General features: G+C 40.6%; 18 protein-coding genes. 8 read left to right on the top strand and 10 right to left on the bottom strand.

Annotation, left to right across the window (positions count from 1 at the left end; all coding sequences use genetic code 11):
* Positions 1-42: 42 nt before the first annotated feature.
* From HWX15_RS00545 to yjbM, 3 genes are read right to left on the bottom strand one after another with little or no spacing between them, the layout of a single operon-like run.
* Entirely contained in the window at positions 43-939 is an 897-nt protein-coding gene (locus HWX15_RS00545; RefSeq protein ID WP_175879943.1) for an RluA family pseudouridine synthase, read from the bottom strand.
* Positions 936-1,754: an NAD kinase gene (locus HWX15_RS00550; RefSeq protein WP_061424624.1), complete on the bottom strand. Its 819-nt coding sequence runs from the start codon at positions 1,752-1,754 to the stop codon at positions 936-938. Before HWX15_RS00550 ends, HWX15_RS00545 begins: the two co-directional genes overlap by 4 nt.
* A complete protein-coding gene (yjbM, locus tag HWX15_RS00555) occupies positions 1,738-2,409 on the bottom strand; it encodes a GTP diphosphokinase (RefSeq protein ID WP_175879944.1) in 672 nt (223 codons plus the stop codon). Before yjbM ends, HWX15_RS00550 begins: the two co-directional genes overlap by 17 nt.
* A 128-nt stretch (positions 2,410-2,537) precedes the next feature.
* On the opposite strand from yjbM, the gene HWX15_RS00560 reads away from it, so the two are divergent.
* From HWX15_RS00560 to HWX15_RS00580, 5 genes are all read left to right on the top strand, one after another.
* A complete protein-coding gene (locus HWX15_RS00560) occupies positions 2,538-3,107 on the top strand; it encodes a CYTH domain-containing protein (protein WP_175879945.1) in 570 nt (189 codons plus the stop codon).
* 112 nt (positions 3,108-3,219) lie between these two features.
* Positions 3,220-4,179, top strand: a complete 960-nt coding sequence (locus HWX15_RS00565) for a ribose-phosphate diphosphokinase (RefSeq protein ID WP_175879946.1) — start codon at positions 3,220-3,222, stop codon at positions 4,177-4,179.
* Positions 4,180-4,188: 9 nt separating this feature from the next.
* Positions 4,189-5,304 carry a cysteine desulfurase family protein gene (locus HWX15_RS00570; RefSeq protein WP_175879947.1) on the top strand — a complete coding sequence of 372 codons (1,116 nt, stop codon included), beginning with the start codon at positions 4,189-4,191 and terminating at the stop codon, positions 5,302-5,304.
* A gap of 4 nt (positions 5,305-5,308) precedes the next feature.
* Complete coding sequence (locus tag HWX15_RS00575) at positions 5,309-5,656, top strand: DUF1831 domain-containing protein (protein WP_175879948.1); 348 nt, start codon at positions 5,309-5,311, stop codon at positions 5,654-5,656.
* A 7-nt stretch (positions 5,657-5,663) separates the two neighbouring features.
* Positions 5,664-5,879 carry a DUF4649 family protein gene (locus HWX15_RS00580; protein WP_175879949.1) on the top strand — a complete coding sequence of 72 codons (216 nt, stop codon included), beginning with the start codon at positions 5,664-5,666 and terminating at the stop codon, positions 5,877-5,879.
* 260 nt (positions 5,880-6,139) lie between these two features.
* Here the strand turns inward: HWX15_RS00580 and HWX15_RS00585 are convergent, their stop codons facing one another.
* Positions 6,140-7,306 (bottom strand): IS30 family transposase, encoded by a 1,167-nt coding sequence (locus tag HWX15_RS00585; protein ID WP_175879950.1) that lies wholly within the window; start codon positions 7,304-7,306, stop codon positions 6,140-6,142.
* Between the two features lie 200 nt (positions 7,307-7,506).
* Here HWX15_RS00585 and HWX15_RS00590 point away from each other — a divergent pair, with 200 nt between their 5' ends.
* Positions 7,507-8,148 (top strand): redox-sensing transcriptional repressor Rex, encoded by a 642-nt coding sequence (locus tag HWX15_RS00590; protein ID WP_000653414.1) that lies wholly within the window; start codon positions 7,507-7,509, stop codon positions 8,146-8,148.
* 17 nt (positions 8,149-8,165) lie between these two features.
* On the top strand, positions 8,166-8,855 hold the full coding sequence (locus HWX15_RS00595) for a gamma-glutamyl-gamma-aminobutyrate hydrolase family protein (RefSeq protein WP_175879951.1): 690 nt from the start codon (positions 8,166-8,168) through the stop codon (positions 8,853-8,855).
* On the opposite strand, the gene radC is transcribed toward HWX15_RS00595, so the two are convergent.
* Positions 8,852-9,532 carry a RadC family protein gene (radC, locus tag HWX15_RS00600; protein WP_175879952.1) on the bottom strand — a complete coding sequence of 227 codons (681 nt, stop codon included), beginning with the start codon at positions 9,530-9,532 and terminating at the stop codon, positions 8,852-8,854. The two genes, HWX15_RS00595 and radC, sit on opposite strands and share 4 nt — an antisense overlap.
* Before the next feature lie 42 nt (positions 9,533-9,574).
* On the bottom strand, positions 9,575-11,866 hold the full coding sequence (pcrA, locus tag HWX15_RS00605; RefSeq protein WP_175879953.1) for a DNA helicase PcrA: 2,292 nt from the start codon (positions 11,864-11,866) through the stop codon (positions 9,575-9,577).
* A gap of 210 nt (positions 11,867-12,076) precedes the next feature.
* Between pcrA and HWX15_RS00610 the strand changes: the two genes are divergently transcribed.
* Positions 12,077-13,243 carry an IS30 family transposase gene (locus HWX15_RS00610; RefSeq protein WP_175879954.1) on the top strand — a complete coding sequence of 389 codons (1,167 nt, stop codon included), beginning with the start codon at positions 12,077-12,079 and terminating at the stop codon, positions 13,241-13,243.
* A gap of 682 nt (positions 13,244-13,925) precedes the next feature.
* On the opposite strand, the gene HWX15_RS00615 is transcribed toward HWX15_RS00610, so the two are convergent.
* The 4 genes from HWX15_RS00615 to HWX15_RS00630 are packed head-to-tail and all read right to left on the bottom strand — an operon-like array spanning position 13,926 to position 17,898.
* A complete protein-coding gene (locus tag HWX15_RS00615; protein WP_084953909.1) occupies positions 13,926-14,786 on the bottom strand; it encodes a methionyl aminopeptidase in 861 nt (286 codons plus the stop codon).
* Positions 14,787-14,801: 15 nt separating this feature from the next.
* Positions 14,802-16,079 carry a CBS-HotDog domain-containing transcription factor SpxR gene (spxR, locus tag HWX15_RS00620; RefSeq protein ID WP_000033820.1) on the bottom strand — a complete coding sequence of 426 codons (1,278 nt, stop codon included), beginning with the start codon at positions 16,077-16,079 and terminating at the stop codon, positions 14,802-14,804.
* A complete protein-coding gene (locus tag HWX15_RS00625; RefSeq protein WP_173254326.1) occupies positions 16,072-16,623 on the bottom strand; it encodes a GNAT family N-acetyltransferase in 552 nt (183 codons plus the stop codon). The genes spxR and HWX15_RS00625 overlap by 8 nt, the downstream gene beginning before the upstream one ends.
* 15 nt (positions 16,624-16,638) lie before the next feature.
* The gene (locus HWX15_RS00630) at positions 16,639-17,898 is read right to left on the bottom strand and encodes a UDP-N-acetylglucosamine 1-carboxyvinyltransferase (RefSeq protein ID WP_175879955.1); all 1,260 of its coding nucleotides are present in this window, start codon (positions 17,896-17,898) and stop codon (positions 16,639-16,641) included.
* Positions 17,899-17,998 lie beyond the last annotated feature (100 nt).

Consider the following 17,998-nt stretch of genomic DNA (forward strand, 5'->3'; position numbering starts at 1 on the left):
GAGTTTTCTCCTTTAAAATAATAAATTATACTCTAATATGTTTTATTGAGTATTAGTTGATAACTGTTTAATAAGGTTACTGAAATCATCCGGCAAGGGACTTTCTAACTGCAAATCTTGCTCTAAAAATGGATGATAAAAAGATAGGTAATGGCAATGCAGAGCCTGCCGTTGGATGCCGTCGTCCAGACTACCACCATACAAATCATCTCCCAGCAAAGGAAAACCAATATGAGAAAAATGGACTCGGATTTGGTGGGTTCGACCAGTATGCAGGTGAATATCAACTAAATGAATATTTCCATAAGAAGCTACAATCTTGTAGGAAGTATGGGCATACTTTCCTCCTTTTGCCACTCGTCTGGTGATAATAGAGTCTTCATCACGCGCAATCGGAGCAATAATTTCCCCCTCTGGCTCCAAGTATCCATCACCTTTAACCAAAGCAAAGTAGCGTTTTTCAATGGACTTTTTCTGCAACTGCTTGTCCAATCGTGCATGGGCATAGCCGTGCTTGGCAAAGAGCATCAAGCCAGAAGTATCCCTATCAAGCCTGGTCACAATGTGAACTTGCTGATTTTCGTAATTTTGCTTGACGTAGTAACCCTTGATAAAATTGGCAATGGTATTGGAGTGGTTAACACTAGGAATAGAGGCAACTCCATAGGGTTTATTCAAGACTAGAAAGTGGTCATCCTCATAGAGAATATCCAGTGGGCGCTCGATAGCTTCCAGAGTTTCAAAGCCTTCCTCAGCGGGAATATCGATAGTAACGCGGTCCCCAAGATCCAATAGATAGGTTGCATTTTGTGGTTGGTCATTGACCAGAATAGCCCCACCTCGAAACTTAATCTTGGCCAGAAGCCCCTTAGAAACCTCGTGCTTTTTTAAGAAGGTCTTAACCTTGACATGCTCATCTGCGATAAATTCAAACCTCATTCGTCCACCTCGCCGATAAAGGCATCCTTAACGCGGTTCCAGAAACTGGTATGGCTAGGAGTCGCGACAAAGTGAATCTTATGATGATCAATTTGATACTCGATTCGCTCGATACTACGAAAAGAATAGACACTATTGTCAACCGAAATGGTATGGTAATCGTTTCTTGTTGGAATGAGTTCAATCTTATCCTTCTTAGGCACAATAATAGAAGAGCCCAGCGTTCGATAGACACGATTATTAAGGCTGGCAATCTCCGTTAATTGCAAAGCTTCAATGGTAGGGTGTAAAACAGCACCGCCAAGAGACTTGTTATAGGCAGTACTACCAGTCGGTGTCGAAACTGTTAGCCCGTCTCCACGAAAACGCTCAAAGGGAACACCATTGATGACAATATCTGCCACCATGGTTCGATCAGACCTGCGAATGCTGGCTTCGTTTAGGGCACGAAAAATCTTGACCTCTCCATTTCCAAGAAAAACCTTCACATTTAGAACAGGGTAAGAAACCCTTGCTCCGGTATCTAGCTGCAAATTGGTCATTAACTTATCCAACTCAAAATCACGATAATCGGTATAAAAGCCCAGATGTCCTGTATGAAGACCGATAAAGCGTACCTTATCAAGTTGGTCTTCGTACTTATGAAAGGCCGACAAGAGCATGCCATCTCCACCAATGGAAATGACAATGTCCGGACTGCTATCATTGAGTATAAACTGATTTCTCTTCAAACGATCTCGCAATTCATACAAAACCTTTTGACTCTGCGGTTTTCTATTGGCTATCAGATCAATTCGTTTACCTGTATTCTTCATCTGTATCGTCACTGTTTCCTACACCGTCATTTAATTTTCTACTCAAGGGATCAAAAAGTGCCTGGGCTTCCTGGATATCATCTCGAATTTTACCCATTTCTTCATCCAACTGATGGGCAATTTTGGCAGTAATTTCCAGTCTCTTCTTAATCTCTTCTGGGAAATCCCCTTGGTACTTGTAGTTGAGAGAATGTTCTATCGTTGCCCAAAAATTCATGGCCAAGGTACGAATTTGAATTTCCGCCAAAATAGTCTTAGCTCCATTGATGGTATCAACCGTATATTCTACTACCAAATGATAGGAACGATAGCCTGATGCTTTTCTATGAGTAATGTAATCTCGCTCCTGTATGATTCGCATATCCTGACGCTTATGCAAAATCTCCACTACTTCCTTGACGTCATCTACAAACTGAACCATCACACGTAAGCCAGCAATATCCTGCAAATCGTGTTCCAAGGTCGCATAAGTAATGCCACGACGAGCCATTTTTTCTTTGATGCTCTCAATTGGCTTGACTCGACCAGTCACAAACTCAATCGGAGAATGCTTATTTTGCTTACGATATTGCTTACGAATACCACGTAGTTTAATCTTTAACTCACCAACAGCTTGAATGTAAGGATCTAGAAATTCTTCCCATTCTAAGGTCATATATTCTCCCTTGTTCTCATATTATCCGTCAAAAATATCTTTGATTTTTTCTCCAGATTCATATACAATAAATACAATGCTTATTATACCATAAATCCGCTTTCAACGATAAAGAAAAGGTAAGAAAAATGAAACATTTAGAAATTGAATTGAAAACACTCTTGAAAAAAGATGAATATAACCGTCTAAAAGACCAGTTCACAGGTGTCACTCCTGTTCTTCAAAAAAATTACTACATCGACACGCCTGATTTTGAACTGCGAGAAAAGAAAGTCGCTATGCGCATTCGAACCTTTGAAGACTGGGCTGAGTTGACACTCAAAGTCCCACAAAGTGTCGGAAACATGGAATACAATCAAAAATTGCAACTAAAAGATGCTGAAAACTATCTGATCAAGAAAGAACTTCCTCAGGGGCTGGTTCTTGATGAATTAGCTAAACATGGTATCCAAACTAGTGAATGGCAGGTTCTTGGTTGTCTCACAACACTTCGCTATGAAATGAAGACAGCTATTGGCCTCATGGCACTGGATGAAAGTCAGTACTTTGATATGACAGATTACGAATTGGAGCTTGAAGTGGAAAATCACGAGCAAGGGAAACAGGATTTCCAGCAATTTTTAGAGGAAAATCAGATTTCTTATCAAAAAGCTCCTTCAAAATTGGTTCGATTTGTCAAAAGCATGAAAAATAGCTGAAATAATCTCCATTTTTTGGTAAAATAGAAAAGATAAAAATACACGAATCCCAGTTCATATATGTAAGGCAAATATCACTAGGATTTAAAAAGTTTACAGAGGACGGTCTATAATGTCAGATAGAAAAAACATGAAACTTTTCGCACTCAACTCTAACCAAGAGATTGCACAGAAAATTGCTCAAGCTGTTGGTGTCCCACTTGGAAAACTATCATCACGTCAATTTTCAGACGGAGAAATCCAAGTAAATATCGAAGAAAGTGTCCGTGGCTATGATGTTTACATCATCCAATCAACAAGTTTCCCTGTCAACAACCACCTAATGGAATTGTTGATCATGGTTGATGCTTGTGTTCGTGCAAGTGCCCACAGTATCAACGTTGTCCTTCCATATTTCGGCTATGCACGTCAAGACCGCATTGCTTCACCACGTGAACCACTTACAGCGAAACTAGTTGCCAATATGCTGGTTAAGGCTGGGGTTGATCGTATCCTGACTCTTGATTTGCATGCCGTTCAAGTTCAAGGTTTCTTTGATATTCCAGTGGATAATCTTTTCACTGTTCCCCTATTCGCAAAACATTACTGCGATAAGGGCCTCCTTGGCTCAGATATTGTTGTTGTTAGCCCTAAAAATTCAGGTGTGAAACGTGCTCGTAGCTTGGCTGAGTATCTTGATGCTCCTATCGCCATTATCGACTACCCTCAAGACGATGCAACTCGTAACGAAGGTTATATTATTGGTGATGTTGAAGGTAAGAAAGCCATCTTGATTGACGATATTCTTAATACAGGACGTACCTTCTCTGAAGCTGCTAAAATCGTTGAACGTGAAGGGGCTACAGAAATTTATGCTGTTTCTAGCCACGGTCTCTTCGTTGAAGGTGCTGCTGAACTTCTTGACAATACTAAGATTAACGAAATTCTTGTGACTGATTCAGTAGCAACAAAAGAAAAAACTCCTAAAAACGTATGCTACATCACTGCTAGTGAGTTAATTGGTGATGCCATCGTCCGTATCCACGAAAGAAAACCAGTCAGCCCACTCTTTGCTTACAACAAAAAGAAATAAGGTGATTCTTTGATTTATTTGGACAATGCTGCGACGACTCCTATGTCAGCAGTTGCTATTTCAGCTATGACCAAGGTGATGCAAGAAACCCATGGAAATCCTTCTAGTATTCATGGGCATGGTCGTCAAGCTGGCAAACTCTTGCGAGAAGCCCGTCAGGAACTAGCTCAGTTACTGAGGACAAAACCTCAACATATCTTTTTCACTTCTGGTGGGACTGAAGGAAACAATACTGCCATCATTGGCTACTGCCTTCGTCACCAAGAACAAGGAAAACATATTATCACAACTGCTATTGAGCACCATGCTGTCCTTGAAACAATTGATTACTTGGTTCAACACTTTGGGTTTGAAGCAACCATTATCCAGCCAGAAAATCAAGAAATCACCGCCCAGCAAATTCAAGAGGCCTTACGTGACGATACGATTTTGGTTTCTACCATGTTTGCCAATAATGAGACTGGAAACCTACTGCCCATTGCTGAAATTGGCCAAATACTCAAGCAACACCCAGCCGCCTATCATGTCGATGCAGTTCAGGCTATTGGTAAAATCCCTATACACCCAGAAGAATTGGGCATTGATTTTCTCACTGCTTCTGCCCACAAGTTCCATGGTCCTAAGGGAATTGGTTTTCTCTACGCATCAAGCATGGACTTTGATTCCTATCTCCATGGCGGAGACCAAGAACAGAAAAAACGTGCAGGGACTGAAAATCTGGCTGCCATCGTAGGCATGCTTGCAGCTCTAAAAGAAGACCTAGAAAAACAAGAAGAACATTTTCAACATGTACAAAATTTAGAAACTGCCTTTCTGGCAGAGCTAGAGGGAGTTCAGTATTACCTGAATAGAGGCGAACACCATCTCCCTTATGTTCTCAATATTGGATTTCCTGGCCAGAAAAATGACCTCTTACTCCTTCGTCTGGATTTGGCTGGAATTTCAATCTCTACTGGCTCAGCCTGCACTGCGGGCATTGTACAATCCAGCCATGTTCTTGAAGCCATGTACGGGGCAAATTCAGAACGCTTGAAGGAATCCGTTCGTATCAGTTTGTCGCCACAAAATACTGTTGAAGACCTACATACCCTCGCAAAAACCTTAAAAGAAATTATCGGAGGTTAGCCATATGGCATTTGAAAAAACCATTCAGTTAAAAAATTGTCGTTACGACTACACTCTTAGCCCTTCTGTTAAAAAATTTACCCTCAAGGACAACACTTTTTTTGAAACAAACGTTGGTAACTATGAATTGACTCGCCTTTTGGAAAAAGTTCCGAACAGCGGTGAAGGCTTCCAACTCAAAATCATCATTAACAAGGAACTTACAGGTGCTAAAATCAATATCACTGACAAGTTTGGGCTACGCCTAGTTGATATTTTCAAATCAGAAGACCACCACATTCATCAGGAAAAATTCTACTTCCTCATGGATAGCTTAGTAGAACGTGGTGTCTTTACAAAATCTGAAAGATAGGTCCCATATGTTTGAACTGACCTATAAAGACAGCTATCATGTAGAGCGGACTCTCAAGTACGAAGATTATGAGGAACTCATGCTGGCTTTGTCAGGCTGTGTGACCCTACCAGATACACTTTATGTGACTTCTCTGACTTTTAAGGGCCAGAAAGTTTACCAGGGTCTGATCGGAGACCTCTACCGTTTTCTATCACATGCAGATTTTTTACATCAAAACTAAGATTTTTCGGTAAATTCCCAAACTAAGTTCCACCGTTAATCCAAGTGGAAGTTAGTCTGATAAAAATTGTAAAAACCAGTGCAAATCCGTGTCAGGGTAAGTTCCACTGGTTTTAATCATACTTGATTTCATCGCTTTTGTAGCCAAAATGAATCGAAAAAAAGAGCGCACAAAATCCCCTCATCTGAAAGCGTTTCAGATTAAGTTCCGCTATGGTGGAAGTTAGTGTGAGACGTTTAAATGGGGTTAAAGGTTAGTTTTTAGATTTTATGTTGGAGTAATTTAGAAGACTGGCAGACGTCTTCTGCAGGTATTTTAGAAATGCCGAGAAGCTTAGGAATCTCTTCTCCATAGGTAAAGGTAAAGAGTTCATAAGCTGACTTTCCATTTAAAGCAGCGCGTTTGACGCTGTTGACATGAGAACAAACGAGATTGATGTCCTCTTGAGTTAAGTTGTCAAAAGAAGTTCCTTTAGGTAGAATGTCGCGAATCAGCGTGTGATTTTTCTCAATTCTGCCTTTCTGGTCAGAGCGATTAGTGTCACAAAAGAAGAGTTTACTCTCTCCTCGCACATCCATTTCGATATCATCGACCCTGGCAAACTCTCCACCATTATCGGTGAGAATGACAGGGAAGAGTTGGAAGAAATCTTTGTCAGCTTGGTGAAGAGTGTTCTTGATGTCATAGAGGTGTTTGGTAACCTCAAGGGCAGTTTTATTATCCAGAAGTCTAGCGAAGATAAAGTTACAGAAAGAGAGATTGAAGGTGAGTAGGAGTTTACCTCCCATCCTGCCCATAACTGTATCCATTTCCAGCCAAGAGTCTAGTTGATTCAGTGCTAAATAGTTTTGGAAATCCTCATAGGAGCGGCCTTTTTTAGCTTCTTTAGGGATGGAAGGTAGCTTACTTTTCCTTCTTTCTTTGAATTTAACGGCTCTGGCTAGGTCAATCGGAGCTATAGACAGGTACCCTTTTCGGATGTGCCGATAGACAGTTGAGGAGCTGACATCAAGGTTGTGAGTTTTGAGGATATGATAGATGTGTTGCCCCTTTTTAACCCCATCAGAGATGACTTTGTCCATGTCCCAGAAGGTCTTGGAATTGAGGGGAGTTCCTTCACGAGCTTCTACAAGAGTTTGTTCGTATTGTTTTTGAGCTTGTTTAGCGAGGTAGAAGATCTTCTTATAGCCACAATTCTGTCTTCTTTTAGGGCAACCATTACAGACAAAGGGAGCTTTGTCGAGTAGAGGGCAAGGAAGGTTGTTAGAGGTAGAGTCTCTAATTTGTTTATTTCGTTTGACTTCTTTAGAAACAGTGGTTGGGTCTTTTAGAATAAGTTGCCCGATAGCTTTGAAGGTTTCGCCGCGCTCTAAGCCTAATTGGATATCATTACGGTCTGAAAGGGTAAGATGTTTATGTTTTGTCATAGTAGACCTCATTTCTAACTCAAACGTCTCACACTTAATTCCACCATAAAAATCCGTTTTAGACTAATTTCCACTTTGGTCAGGCAAGTGGAAGTTACTTTGAGAAGTTACCAACTAAGATTTTTCTTAGTTTTTTCTTGTTTTTGTTGATTTTTTCACAATGTTTCTATAAAATAGAAGAATAGAAAGGTTGTGATTTTGTGAAAGATAAACAGTCCGCTATTCCAAAAGCTACAGCAAAAAGACTCTCCCTCTACTATCGAATTTTTAAGAGATTTCATGCAGAAAAGATTGAACGTGCCAACTCTAAACAAATTGCAGAGGCCATCGGTATTGATTCAGCGACAGTTCGTCGTGATTTTTCCTATTTTGGTGAACTAGGTCGTCGTGGTTTTGGCTATGATGTCAAAAAACTGATGACATTTTTTGCCGATTTGCTCAATGATAACTCTATTACCAATGTCATGCTGGTTGGTATTGGAAATATGGGCCATGCCCTTCTCCACTACCGCTTCCATGAGCGTAACAAGATGAAGATTATCATGGCCTTTGACCTTGATGACCATCCTGAAGTCGGTAGCCAAACTCCTGATGGAATTCCCATTTACGGAATTTCTCAAATCAAGGATAAAATCAAGGATGCTGATGTCAAAACTGCTATCCTGACAGTTCCCAGCGTCAAGTCGCAAGAGGTTGCTAATCTCTTGGTGGATGCTGGCGTGAAAGGAATTCTCAGTTTTTCACCAGTCCATCTGCATTTACCCAAAGACGTGGTCGTTCAGTATGTCGATTTGACAAGTGAACTCCAAACCCTCCTCTACTTCATGCGAAAAGAGGATTAGAAAGCGAAAATCATTTTATGAAAAAACCAGTTATAGGGATTACAGGAAATGAAAAAAACCATCCAGATGATGACATCATGATGAGCTACGCAGCAAAAGGATTTGTTGAAAGCGTTAAAGACGCTGGAGGGATTCCCATCATCCTACCGATTGGTAATCAAGAAATGGCCTGCCACTATATCAGTATGATTGACAAGCTCATCTTGACAGGTGGGCAAAATGTTGATCCAAAATTCTATGGTGAACCAAAAACCATTGATAGCGATGACTACCACCTTCAAAGAGATATCTTCGAACTAGCCCTCATCAAGGAAGCTATTAACCAGAAAAAGCCTATTTTCTCTGTCTGTCGCGGGACTCAACTCTTTAACGTTGCCATGGGTGGAACTTTGTATCAAGATATTGAAGACCACTGGCAAGATTGTTCTGCCGAGTACACAACTCAACGCTTGGTGACAGAGCCTGATACAGTTCTTCGAGAAATCTATGGAGAAATTTCCCATATCAACTCCTTCCACCATCAGAGCATCAAGGATTTAGCACCAAATTTAAAGATTGCGGCTCATGATCCTAAAGATGGTATCATTGAAGCTGTCATGAGTACGGATGATGTTGCCTTTCTCGGTGTCCAATGGCATCCAGAGTTTCTTTTTGAAAATCGTCCCAAAGATAAAAACCTCTTTGACTATATCGTTAATGAACTTTAGATTAAATCCGTCTTTTCACGGTAACTAAAGTAACTAGATTGTGAGACAATCAAATGGTCCAAGAGGACAATTCCCATCAGATCGCAGGCTTCTTTAACAAGTTTAGTGACATGATCATCATTTCGGCTAGGGGCTACCGCTCCTGAGGGATGATTATGAACCAAGATGAGAGAAGTCGCCATATGCTTAATAGCATAATGAAGAATCTCCCTAGGTTCAGCTATACTGCGAGTTGCAGAACCGATAAAAATGGTCTGTTGATGGATGATTTGATTTTGAGTATTGAGATAGAGCGCCACCAGGTGCTCTTGTTTTTTGTCCCCTAATTCCTGTTGCATCTTCTTGGCCAACTTTTGGCTGCTGAGAATACTTTCCATCTCAAGGGTTTCGTGCTTGTGAATACGACGGCCCAGTTCAATCATAGCTTGTAATTCTACGGCCTTAACACGTCCAATACCTGACAGACTCTGCAATTCCTGCAGGGTCATTTTTTTTAAATCCGTTAGACTTGAAAGATTGCTCAAGACTTTCTGGGCAATTTCAAAAACGCTGGCTTGACGTGTTCCAGTCCTAAGTAAAATAGCTAGCAACTCTTGATTACTGAGCGCTTCCACTCCTTCCTTGGCCAGTCTTTCTCTTGGCAATAGTGAATCTTCTTGGAATGAAATACTGTACATAAAAATCCTCCTCACTTTATTATTCGTGAGAAGGATGAAAAGTTAGATTTTTTTCTCAATTGGGGCTACACTAGCTAAAAGTTTTTTCAGGCCAACCTCTGGGAAATTGATTTTCAACTCCTGCGTAGCACCACTACCTGAAACTTCCAGAACAGTTCCCTCTCCCCATTTCTTGTGGAGAGCAATGTCACCAATGGACCAATTTGCTTCACTAGACGCTGGTTTTGCTCCAGCTGTAAATTGACCAAATGGGAGACCGCTTGACTGGATAGTTTTTGGGGCCGAACTGCGTTTACGGTCTTGAAGAGCCTGAGCCAAACTCATTCCTTGACCGAAGGCAAGTCCACCACTGCTATAAGATGCTTTAAAGCTTGAATTTGCTGGACGCGCCAATCCTTGATACTCAAGCAAGTCTGAACTGATTTCGTTAATAAAACGAGTCGGACGGTTGTAGTTGGTACGACCAAAAAGCAGGCGTGAGTTGGCATTTGTCAGATAGAGGATTTTCTCTGCACGCGTAATTCCTACGTAGGCCAGACGGCGTTCTTCTTCTAATTCATCTTGATCTTCAGCCGCACGACTAAGTGGAAAGACATTTTCTTCCATCCCAATCAAAAAGACAACTGGAAACTCGAGACCTTTGGCAGCGTGTAGGGTCATCAGGGTCACTTCTGATGTCTCCTGACTACCTGAATCTGTGTCTGCAATCAAAGCCAAGTCATTTAAGAAACGACTCAACTTGTCCAAACCAGTTTCCTCTTCTGGCCCATCAGAGGTGTCATCAAAGTTTTTCGTTACAGAAAGGAACTCTTCGATATTTTCAACCCTAGCCTTGCTTTCTAAGGTCGCTTGAGCATTAAGAATATCAATGTAACCTGTTTTTTCTAGAATAGCCTCAACCAACTCTGTAATAGTTAAGCGGTCTAGCTGCTCTCGTAAATCCAGAATCATATTTGCAAAATCCCAGATAGACTGAGCTGCTTTTCCTTTGATGCCAGACAACATGATGTTTGCTGAAGCATCTAGCATGGACATGTCTTGCATATTCGCAAAGTCACGGATTTTCTCAACTGTACCTGGCCCAATTCCACGTTTAGGCTCGTTGATAATACGCTCAAAACTGATATTGTCACTCAAATTAGCAATGAGGTTGAGGTAAGCGATAATATCGCGAATTTCCTTACGGCTGTAGAACTTGGTCCCTCCAACCATGGTATAAGGAATGTTTGACTTGAGCAAGGCTTCCTCAATAGTACGGGACTGCGCATTTGTACGATAGAGAACTGCAAAATCCTTGTGAAGGAAGTTTTGACTGCGACCAAGTTCATCAATAGTTTTAGCCACAAATACAGCCTCATCTAGCTCATCATTGGCACGATAGTAAACGATTTGTTCTCCATCAGCGTTTTGAGTCCAGAGATTCTTAGGACGGCGGTTTTTATTGTTTTTAATGACCTCGTTGGCCGCTTGGAGAATAGTTTTAGTTGAGCGATAATTCTCCTCCAACAAAACAACCTTGGCTTGGGGATAATCCTTTTCAAAATCCAAAATATTCTGCATATCAGCACCACGCCAACCGTAGATAGACTGGTCCGCATCCCCAACCACACAAATATTTTTAAAGCGTGAAGCCAAGAGTTTGACCAATTGGTACTGGGCATGGTTAGTATCTTGGTACTCATCAACGTGGATGTATTGAAACTTCTGCTGGTAATAAGTCAAAACATCAGGATTTTGATCAAAGAGACGCAGGGTCAGCATAATCAAATCATCAAAGTCAACCGACTCCGACTGACGCAGTTCTTTTTGGTAAGCCGTGTAACATTGGGACACGATTTGCGTGTACATATCTCCAGCTTGAGCTGCATAAGCCACATCATCAATCAAATCATTCTTAGCATTGGAAATAGTTCCTAAGATGCTCCGTTCATTCCATTTTTTCGGATCCAAGTTCAACTGCCTGAGAATGCGTTTCATGAGCGTTCGCTGTTCACCAGGATCTACAATAGTGAAATTGCGGTTGTAGCCAATATGGTCCGCATCCCGACGCAAAATACGAACACACATGGAGTGGAAGGTAGCAATCAGACAGTCCTGAGTGGCTGGATTGAGGCTATAAGCACGCTCCTTCATCTCACGCGCAGCCTTGTTGGTAAAGGTAATAGCCAAGATATTCCAAGGATTGACCAGCTTTTCATCAATCAAATAAGCGATACGGTGGGTCAAAACTCGGGTCTTTCCAGAACCAGCCCCCGCCATGATCAACAAGGGACCTTCTGTCGTTTGCACCGCCTCAGCCTGACGGTCATTCATTCCATTTAATAATGCGTTCATCTTCTCTTCCTTACTCTTGAAGTCAATATTTCTATTATATCAGAAATCAGGGAAAATAGAAACTTTACGGGGAGTAGCAAAATATAGTGGATTGAAACGCTAACTTCTCAAAGTAACTTCCACTTGCCTGACCAAAGTGGAAATTAGTCTAAAACGGATTTTTATGGTGGAATTAAGTGTGAGACGTTTGAGTTAGAAATGAGGTCTACTATGACAAAACATAAACATCTTACCCTTTCAGACCGTAATGATATCCAATTAGGCTTAGAGCGCGGCGAAACCTTCAAAGCTATCGGGCAACTTATTCTAAAAGACCCAACCACTGTTTCTAAAGAAGTCAAACGAAATAAACAAATTAGAGACTCTACCTCTAACAACCTTCCTTGCCCTCTACTCGACAAAGCTCCCTTTGTCTGTAATGGTTGCCCTAAAAGAAGACAGAATTGTGGCTATAAGAAGATCTTCTACCTCGCTAAACAAGCTCAAAAACAATACGAACAAACTCTTGTAGAAGCTCGTGAAGGAACTCCCCTCAATTCCAAGACCTTCTGGGACATGGACAAAGTCATCTCTGATGGGGTTAAAAAGGGGCAACACATCTATCATATCCTCAAAACTCACAACCTTGATGTCAGCTCCTCAACTGTCTATCGGCACATCCGAAAAGGGTACCTGTCTATAGCTCCGATTGACCTAGCCAGAGCCGTTAAATTCAAAGAAAGAAGGAAAAGTAAGCTACCTTCCATCCCTAAAGAAGCTAAAAAAGGCCGCTCCTATGAGGATTTCCAAAACTATTTAGCACTGAATCAACTAGACTCTTGGCTGGAAATGGATACAGTTATGGGCAGGATGGGAGGTAAACTCCTACTCACCTTCAATCTCTCTTTCTGTAACTTTATCTTCGCTAGACTTCTGGATAATAAAACTGCCCTTGAGGTTACCAAACACCTCTATGACATCAAGAACACTCTTCACCAAGCTGACAAAGATTTCTTCCAACTCTTCCCTGTCATTCTCACCGATAATGGTGGAGAGTTTGCCAGGGTCGATGATATCGAAATGGATGTGCGAGGAGAGAGTAAACTCTTCTTTTGTGACCCTAATCGCTCTGACCAGAAAGGCAGAATTGAGAAAAATCACACGCTGATTCGCGACATTCTACCTAAAGGAACTTCTTTTGACAACTTAACTCAAGAGGACATCAATCTCGTTTGTTCTCATGTCAACAGCGTCAAACGCGCTGCTTTAAATGGAAAGTCAGCTTATGAACTCTTTGCCTTTACCTATGGAGAAGAGATTCCTAAGCTTCTCGGCATTTCTAAAATACCTGCAGAAGACGTCTGCCAGTCTTCTAAATTACTCCAACATAAAATCTAAAAACTAACCTTTAACCCCATTTAAACGTCTCACACTAACTTCCACCATAGCGGAACTTAATCTGAAACGCTTTCAGATGAGGGGATTTTGTGCGCTCTTTTTTTCGATTCATTTTGGTTACAAAAGCGATGAAATCAAGCATGAGTAAAACCAGTGGAACTTACCTTGACACGGATTTCCACTGGTTTTTAGGATTTTTATCAGACTAACTTCCACTTGGATTAGCAGTGGAACTTAGTTTGGGAATTTACCAGTGGATTGAAACTAGAATACTACACTGTGGGTTTCTAAAACACTCGATTCTTTCACTCAATTTTTTCATGAACTAGCTCCAATACCTCAATATAAAAAAGTAAATTTAAGATTGGCAATACGAACGTTAAACAGAATTCCATTTCTCTTTTTAGAATCAAAACGATAATATTGTGTAACCTCTACAGAAACAATAGATTGCGACACTAAAATATTCTCCCCTAGTTTTGCTTTACTAATAGTATATAGGAGGAGAGCCCTGAATCCTAGATCCTCTGTTATGATGTGGTTACAAACAGAGTTGAAAAAATCTTAAAATCAGAAAAACGCATGATATCAGCCTCTAACACTTGATACAATGCGTTTTATTATAAAAAGATCTACTGGATTTTTTATCAAAATAAACTTCCAGTAGTCTTTTCACTTTTTATTAATAAGTTCCTTCTTCACCTTGGCTAGTCAAGATAACAGGTCCATCTTTCGTAATGACAAATTGGTGTTCATACTGACATGACAATCCACCGTCAATGGTCTTATGGGCCCAACCAGTCTTCATATCTGTATCAATTTCCCAGTCACCTGTATTGATCATCGGTTCAATAGTTAAGACCATTCCTTCACGAAGACGGAGTCCTCGACCTGCAATACCATAGTTAGGAACCATTGGTTCTTCGTGCATGGTTGGACCAACACCATGACCAACCAAATCACGCACTACACCGTAACCACGACTTTCAGCGTATTCTTGAATGGCTGCACCAATATCACCGATACGATTTCCAACAACAGCTTGCTCAATACCCTTGTACATGGCTTCTTTGGTTACATCCATCAAGTTTTTGACTTCTTCGGACGGTGTACCAACAGCATAAGCCCAACAAGAGTCTGCAAGACCACCAGAGTAACTCTGGGTGTATTTTTTCATTTGCTCAACATTGTTGAAGTTTAATTTTGAGACATTTAGGTCAGATTTAGCAATGGGACCTCCCAAAACCATGTCAACCTTGAGCAAATCACCATCTTTCAAGGTATAGTGACGAGGGAAAGCGTGAGCCACTTCATCATTAAGAGAGCAGCAGGTAGCATAAGGATAGTCCATCATGGCACCATCAACCCCAATCTGAAGCGGAAGGAAATTTTCTTCCTTGCAACGACGGCGGACATACTCTTCAACTTCCCACATATCTACGCCAGGCTTAATCAAATCACGTAAGCCTATATGAATACTTGCTAGAAAATCACCAGCCTTGTCCATAGCTTCGATTTCACGAGCTGATTTTAATGTTATCATTTTTTCTCCTAGTTTCTAATTAATTTTAACGGTCACATTTGCCTTTGAAACAATCTGGTGACCATGATAAATATCGTAATCAATAATAGCTGACCGTCTCGTATGGTGGATGATGCGTGCTTGAATGCGCAATATATCATCTATCTGCACAGCCTGCAAAAAGTAGATTAGCATCTGCTCGATAATGAGATTGCGACCACTATTCACAACTAAATCTTGAGTCATATGGGTCAAAATTTCTGCCAATACACCATTAGCCAAAACACCATTTTTCTCTAGCATAAAGGGTTCCACTGTAATGACTACTTCATCATGGTGATAAGAAAGTTTTTGACCAATCTGCTCAGAAAAAGTCGGTAGAGCCGAAACTTGGGAACGACTCATCTTCTCCATGACATCCCGTCGTGTCACAACTCCAAGCAAGGTTTGATTATTCCGAACAACCGGTACCATTTCAAAGTCTTCTGCGATCATCCGTTGACTCACATTGGCAATATTTGTTGATAATCCAACTAAAAATAGACTACGAGACATGACTTTATCAATTGTGGTACTTGGTGACTTATCACCCGCATCTCTCATAGTAACAACCCCAACAACGACCTGATGTTGATTGATAACAGGGAAACGACTGCTACGATTCTTACGAACTAAGTCCAAATAATCTTTGACTGTGTCAGTCTCTCTCAGAAAACCATATTCATGACTTGGACGATAAAGTTTCTCAACTGTCAAAATATCAGTCTTGATTTGGACATTTGACAAGGCTTTATTGATCATAGTCGCGACGGTGAAAGTGTCATGCTTGCTTCTTAGAACTGGAATTCCTTTTTGATTGGCCAGTTTAAGAACATCATCATGAACATGAAAACCACCTGTAACCAAGACTGCATTTTCATTTTCAAGCGCTAATAATTGAATACGAGTCCGGTCTCCGACAATCAAGAGTCCCCCATCATGAAGGTAAGACAAGATATTTTGTTCAGTCATAGCACCGATTGAGAACTTACTAAATTCTCTTTCTAAACCTTCTTGCCCAGCCAGAACCTCAGAAGAAGTCACTTCTGCAATTTCAGCAAAAGTTAATCTTTCGATAGCAACTTTCTGTGATTTAACGCGGATAGTACCACTTCTTGGTCGAGTCTCCACAATTCCACGATTTTCAGCTTCCTTGATAGCGCGATAGGCAGTTCCATCACTGACTCCCAGATGATTTGAAATACTACGAACACTGACCCTTTTACCAACGGGTAATTCTTCCAAATAGCTTAGAATTTCTTGGTGTTTACTCATTAACTTCTCCCTTTACAAAGCGAAACTCAAGATAATCTCGCATTTTCCTTGTATAGCGATCACTTCCTTTAAACTGACGAATCAATCGAAATCCAGACTTAAGGGCAACCCGTTGACTAGCTTCATTTTCAAGGTGGGTAATGATGGATAATTGTTTTAAGCCAAATTCTTCAAAAGAAAGTTGACAAATTTTTCTAACAACCTCTGTCATAAATCCTTGCGACCAAGCATCTTTTCTCAAAAAATAGCCAAGTTCTGCTTCTTTTTTGATTTCATCTAACTTTTCAAACTTAACAGAACCAATCATTTTTTCAGTTTTCTTGTCACAAATAGCCCATACTCCCAAAGGGGACTTCATAAAGTAATTGGCCAACGCATATTGGCTCTCTTCCAGACTTGCCTGAGTCGGGAAAATAAATTGAAGATTTTCTGGATTCGAAGCTATCTCATGGAAGTCATGACTATCACTAAAAAAGAAAGGACGCAAATACAAGCGATCCGTTTCAAAAAAAGAAAACATTGCTAATTTGGTCCAAATATTCATAAACACCTCTACGGTTTAATCCTCAACAAGTGTAATATCCGCTCCTAGATTACGTAATTTTTCGATAATATCAGAATAACCACGTAAGATAAACTCGATATTGGTAATTTCAGTTTGTCCCTCGGCCATCAAACCAGCAATAACCAAAGCTGCACCAGCTCTTAAGTCAGTCGCTTTAACACTTGCCCCACGCAAATTACGTCCACCCGTGTACAAAATATGACCATTTGTTGTCGAAATGTCCGCATCCATCTTTGCTAGTTCAAAAACATGATTTACACGTTTTTCGTAAATCGTATCGACAATTGTACCACGACCATTAGCTGTTAGTAAAAGAGGGGTAAGCGGTTGTTGCAAATCAGTTGCAAAGCCTGGGTAAGGAGCTGTCTTAATATTGATTGCTTTCAAATTAGACTGCTCTTCGACAAAAATGCTGTCTTCAGATACAGTCATTCTCACTCCCATTTCTTCCAACTTAGCAATAAATCCTTCTAGGTGTTCGTAAAGAACATTATTGATACGAATTCCTTTACCAACTGCAGCAGCTAAAGAAATATATGTTCCAGCTTCAATACGATCTGGAATCACCTGATGACGGGTTCCATGTAATCTTTCAACACCATCAATAATGATGATATTAGTTCCTGCCCCACGGATATGGGCACCCATATTATTCAAGAGGGTAGCTACATCAATAATCTCAGGTTCACGGGCTGCATTTTCAATAATAGTACGACCATTCGCTTTAACCGCAGCAATCATCGTATTGATCGTTGCCCCTACACTAACCGTATCCATGTAAATACTTGCGCCATGGAGTCCTGTATCTTTAGCAGATAACTTCATGTTATCTCCCTCGTAGCTAACAGTGGCACCCATAGCTTCAAACGCCTTAAGGTGTAAGTCAATCGGACGAGGACCAAGATCACATCCTCCCGGTAAACCAACTGTCGCTTCACCAAAACGGCCTAAGAGGCTCCCATAAAAATAGTAAGATGCACGAAGACTGTTAATTTTACCATAAGGCATTGGAATATTTTGAACACCTCTTGGATCAATCTCCAAGACATCGTCATAACGTTTAACAGTAGCTCCCATCAATTCCATGATTTCGACAAGACTTGCTACATCCGAAATATCTGGAACACAATCCAAAGTCACCACATCATCAGCCAAGATAATAGCCGGAATTAAGGCCACAACACTATTTTTAGCACCACTAATAGTGATTTCACCTTGTAGTGGTAATCCACCATTGATAACAATTTTTCTCATTCTAAGTTTTTAATACTCTTTCAAGATTTCTAATAAGGTCTTTAAAATAAATTATATCATAAATGCAACCTTTTTTCCATCCTTTTCAATTTTATTGGAT

Origin of the sequence: Streptococcus thalassemiae, from assembly GCF_903645285.1 — a bacterium.
Classification (GTDB): Bacteria; Bacillota; Bacilli; order Lactobacillales; family Streptococcaceae; genus Streptococcus; species Streptococcus thalassemiae.

What these genes read in the sequence shown, in the direction of transcription:
- HWX15_RS00575 (WP_175879948.1), top strand. Translation starts at nt 5,309, where the DNA reads ATGGCATTTGAAAAAACCATTCAGTTAAAAAATTGTCGTTACGACTAC.
- radC (WP_175879952.1), bottom strand. Translation starts at nt 9,532, where the DNA reads ATGTACAGTATTTCATTCCAAGAAGATTCACTATTGCCAAGAGAAAGA.
- HWX15_RS00565 (WP_175879946.1), top strand. Translation starts at nt 3,220, where the DNA reads ATGTCAGATAGAAAAAACATGAAACTTTTCGCACTCAACTCTAACCAA.
- pcrA (WP_175879953.1), bottom strand. Translation starts at nt 11,866, where the DNA reads ATGAACGCATTATTAAATGGAATGAATGACCGTCAGGCTGAGGCGGTG.
- HWX15_RS00585 (WP_175879950.1), bottom strand. Translation starts at nt 7,306, where the DNA reads ATGACAAAACATAAACATCTTACCCTTTCAGACCGTAATGATATCCAA.
- HWX15_RS00630 (WP_175879955.1), bottom strand. Translation starts at nt 17,898, where the DNA reads ATGAGAAAAATTGTTATCAATGGTGGATTACCACTACAAGGTGAAATC.
- HWX15_RS00595 (WP_175879951.1), top strand. Translation starts at nt 8,166, where the DNA reads ATGAAAAAACCAGTTATAGGGATTACAGGAAATGAAAAAAACCATCCA.
- HWX15_RS00560 (WP_175879945.1), top strand. Translation starts at nt 2,538, where the DNA reads ATGAAACATTTAGAAATTGAATTGAAAACACTCTTGAAAAAAGATGAA.
- HWX15_RS00615 (WP_084953909.1), bottom strand. Translation starts at nt 14,786, where the DNA reads ATGATAACATTAAAATCAGCTCGTGAAATCGAAGCTATGGACAAGGCT.
- yjbM (WP_175879944.1), bottom strand. Translation starts at nt 2,409, where the DNA reads ATGACCTTAGAATGGGAAGAATTTCTAGATCCTTACATTCAAGCTGTT.
- HWX15_RS00550 (WP_061424624.1), bottom strand. Translation starts at nt 1,754, where the DNA reads ATGAAGAATACAGGTAAACGAATTGATCTGATAGCCAATAGAAAACCG.
- HWX15_RS00625 (WP_173254326.1), bottom strand. Translation starts at nt 16,623, where the DNA reads ATGAATATTTGGACCAAATTAGCAATGTTTTCTTTTTTTGAAACGGAT.
- HWX15_RS00580 (WP_175879949.1), top strand. Translation starts at nt 5,664, where the DNA reads ATGTTTGAACTGACCTATAAAGACAGCTATCATGTAGAGCGGACTCTC.
- spxR (WP_000033820.1), bottom strand. Translation starts at nt 16,079, where the DNA reads ATGAGTAAACACCAAGAAATTCTAAGCTATTTGGAAGAATTACCCGTT.
- HWX15_RS00610 (WP_175879954.1), top strand. Translation starts at nt 12,077, where the DNA reads ATGACAAAACATAAACATCTTACCCTTTCAGACCGTAATGATATCCAA.
- HWX15_RS00545 (WP_175879943.1), bottom strand. Translation starts at nt 939, where the DNA reads ATGAGGTTTGAATTTATCGCAGATGAGCATGTCAAGGTTAAGACCTTC.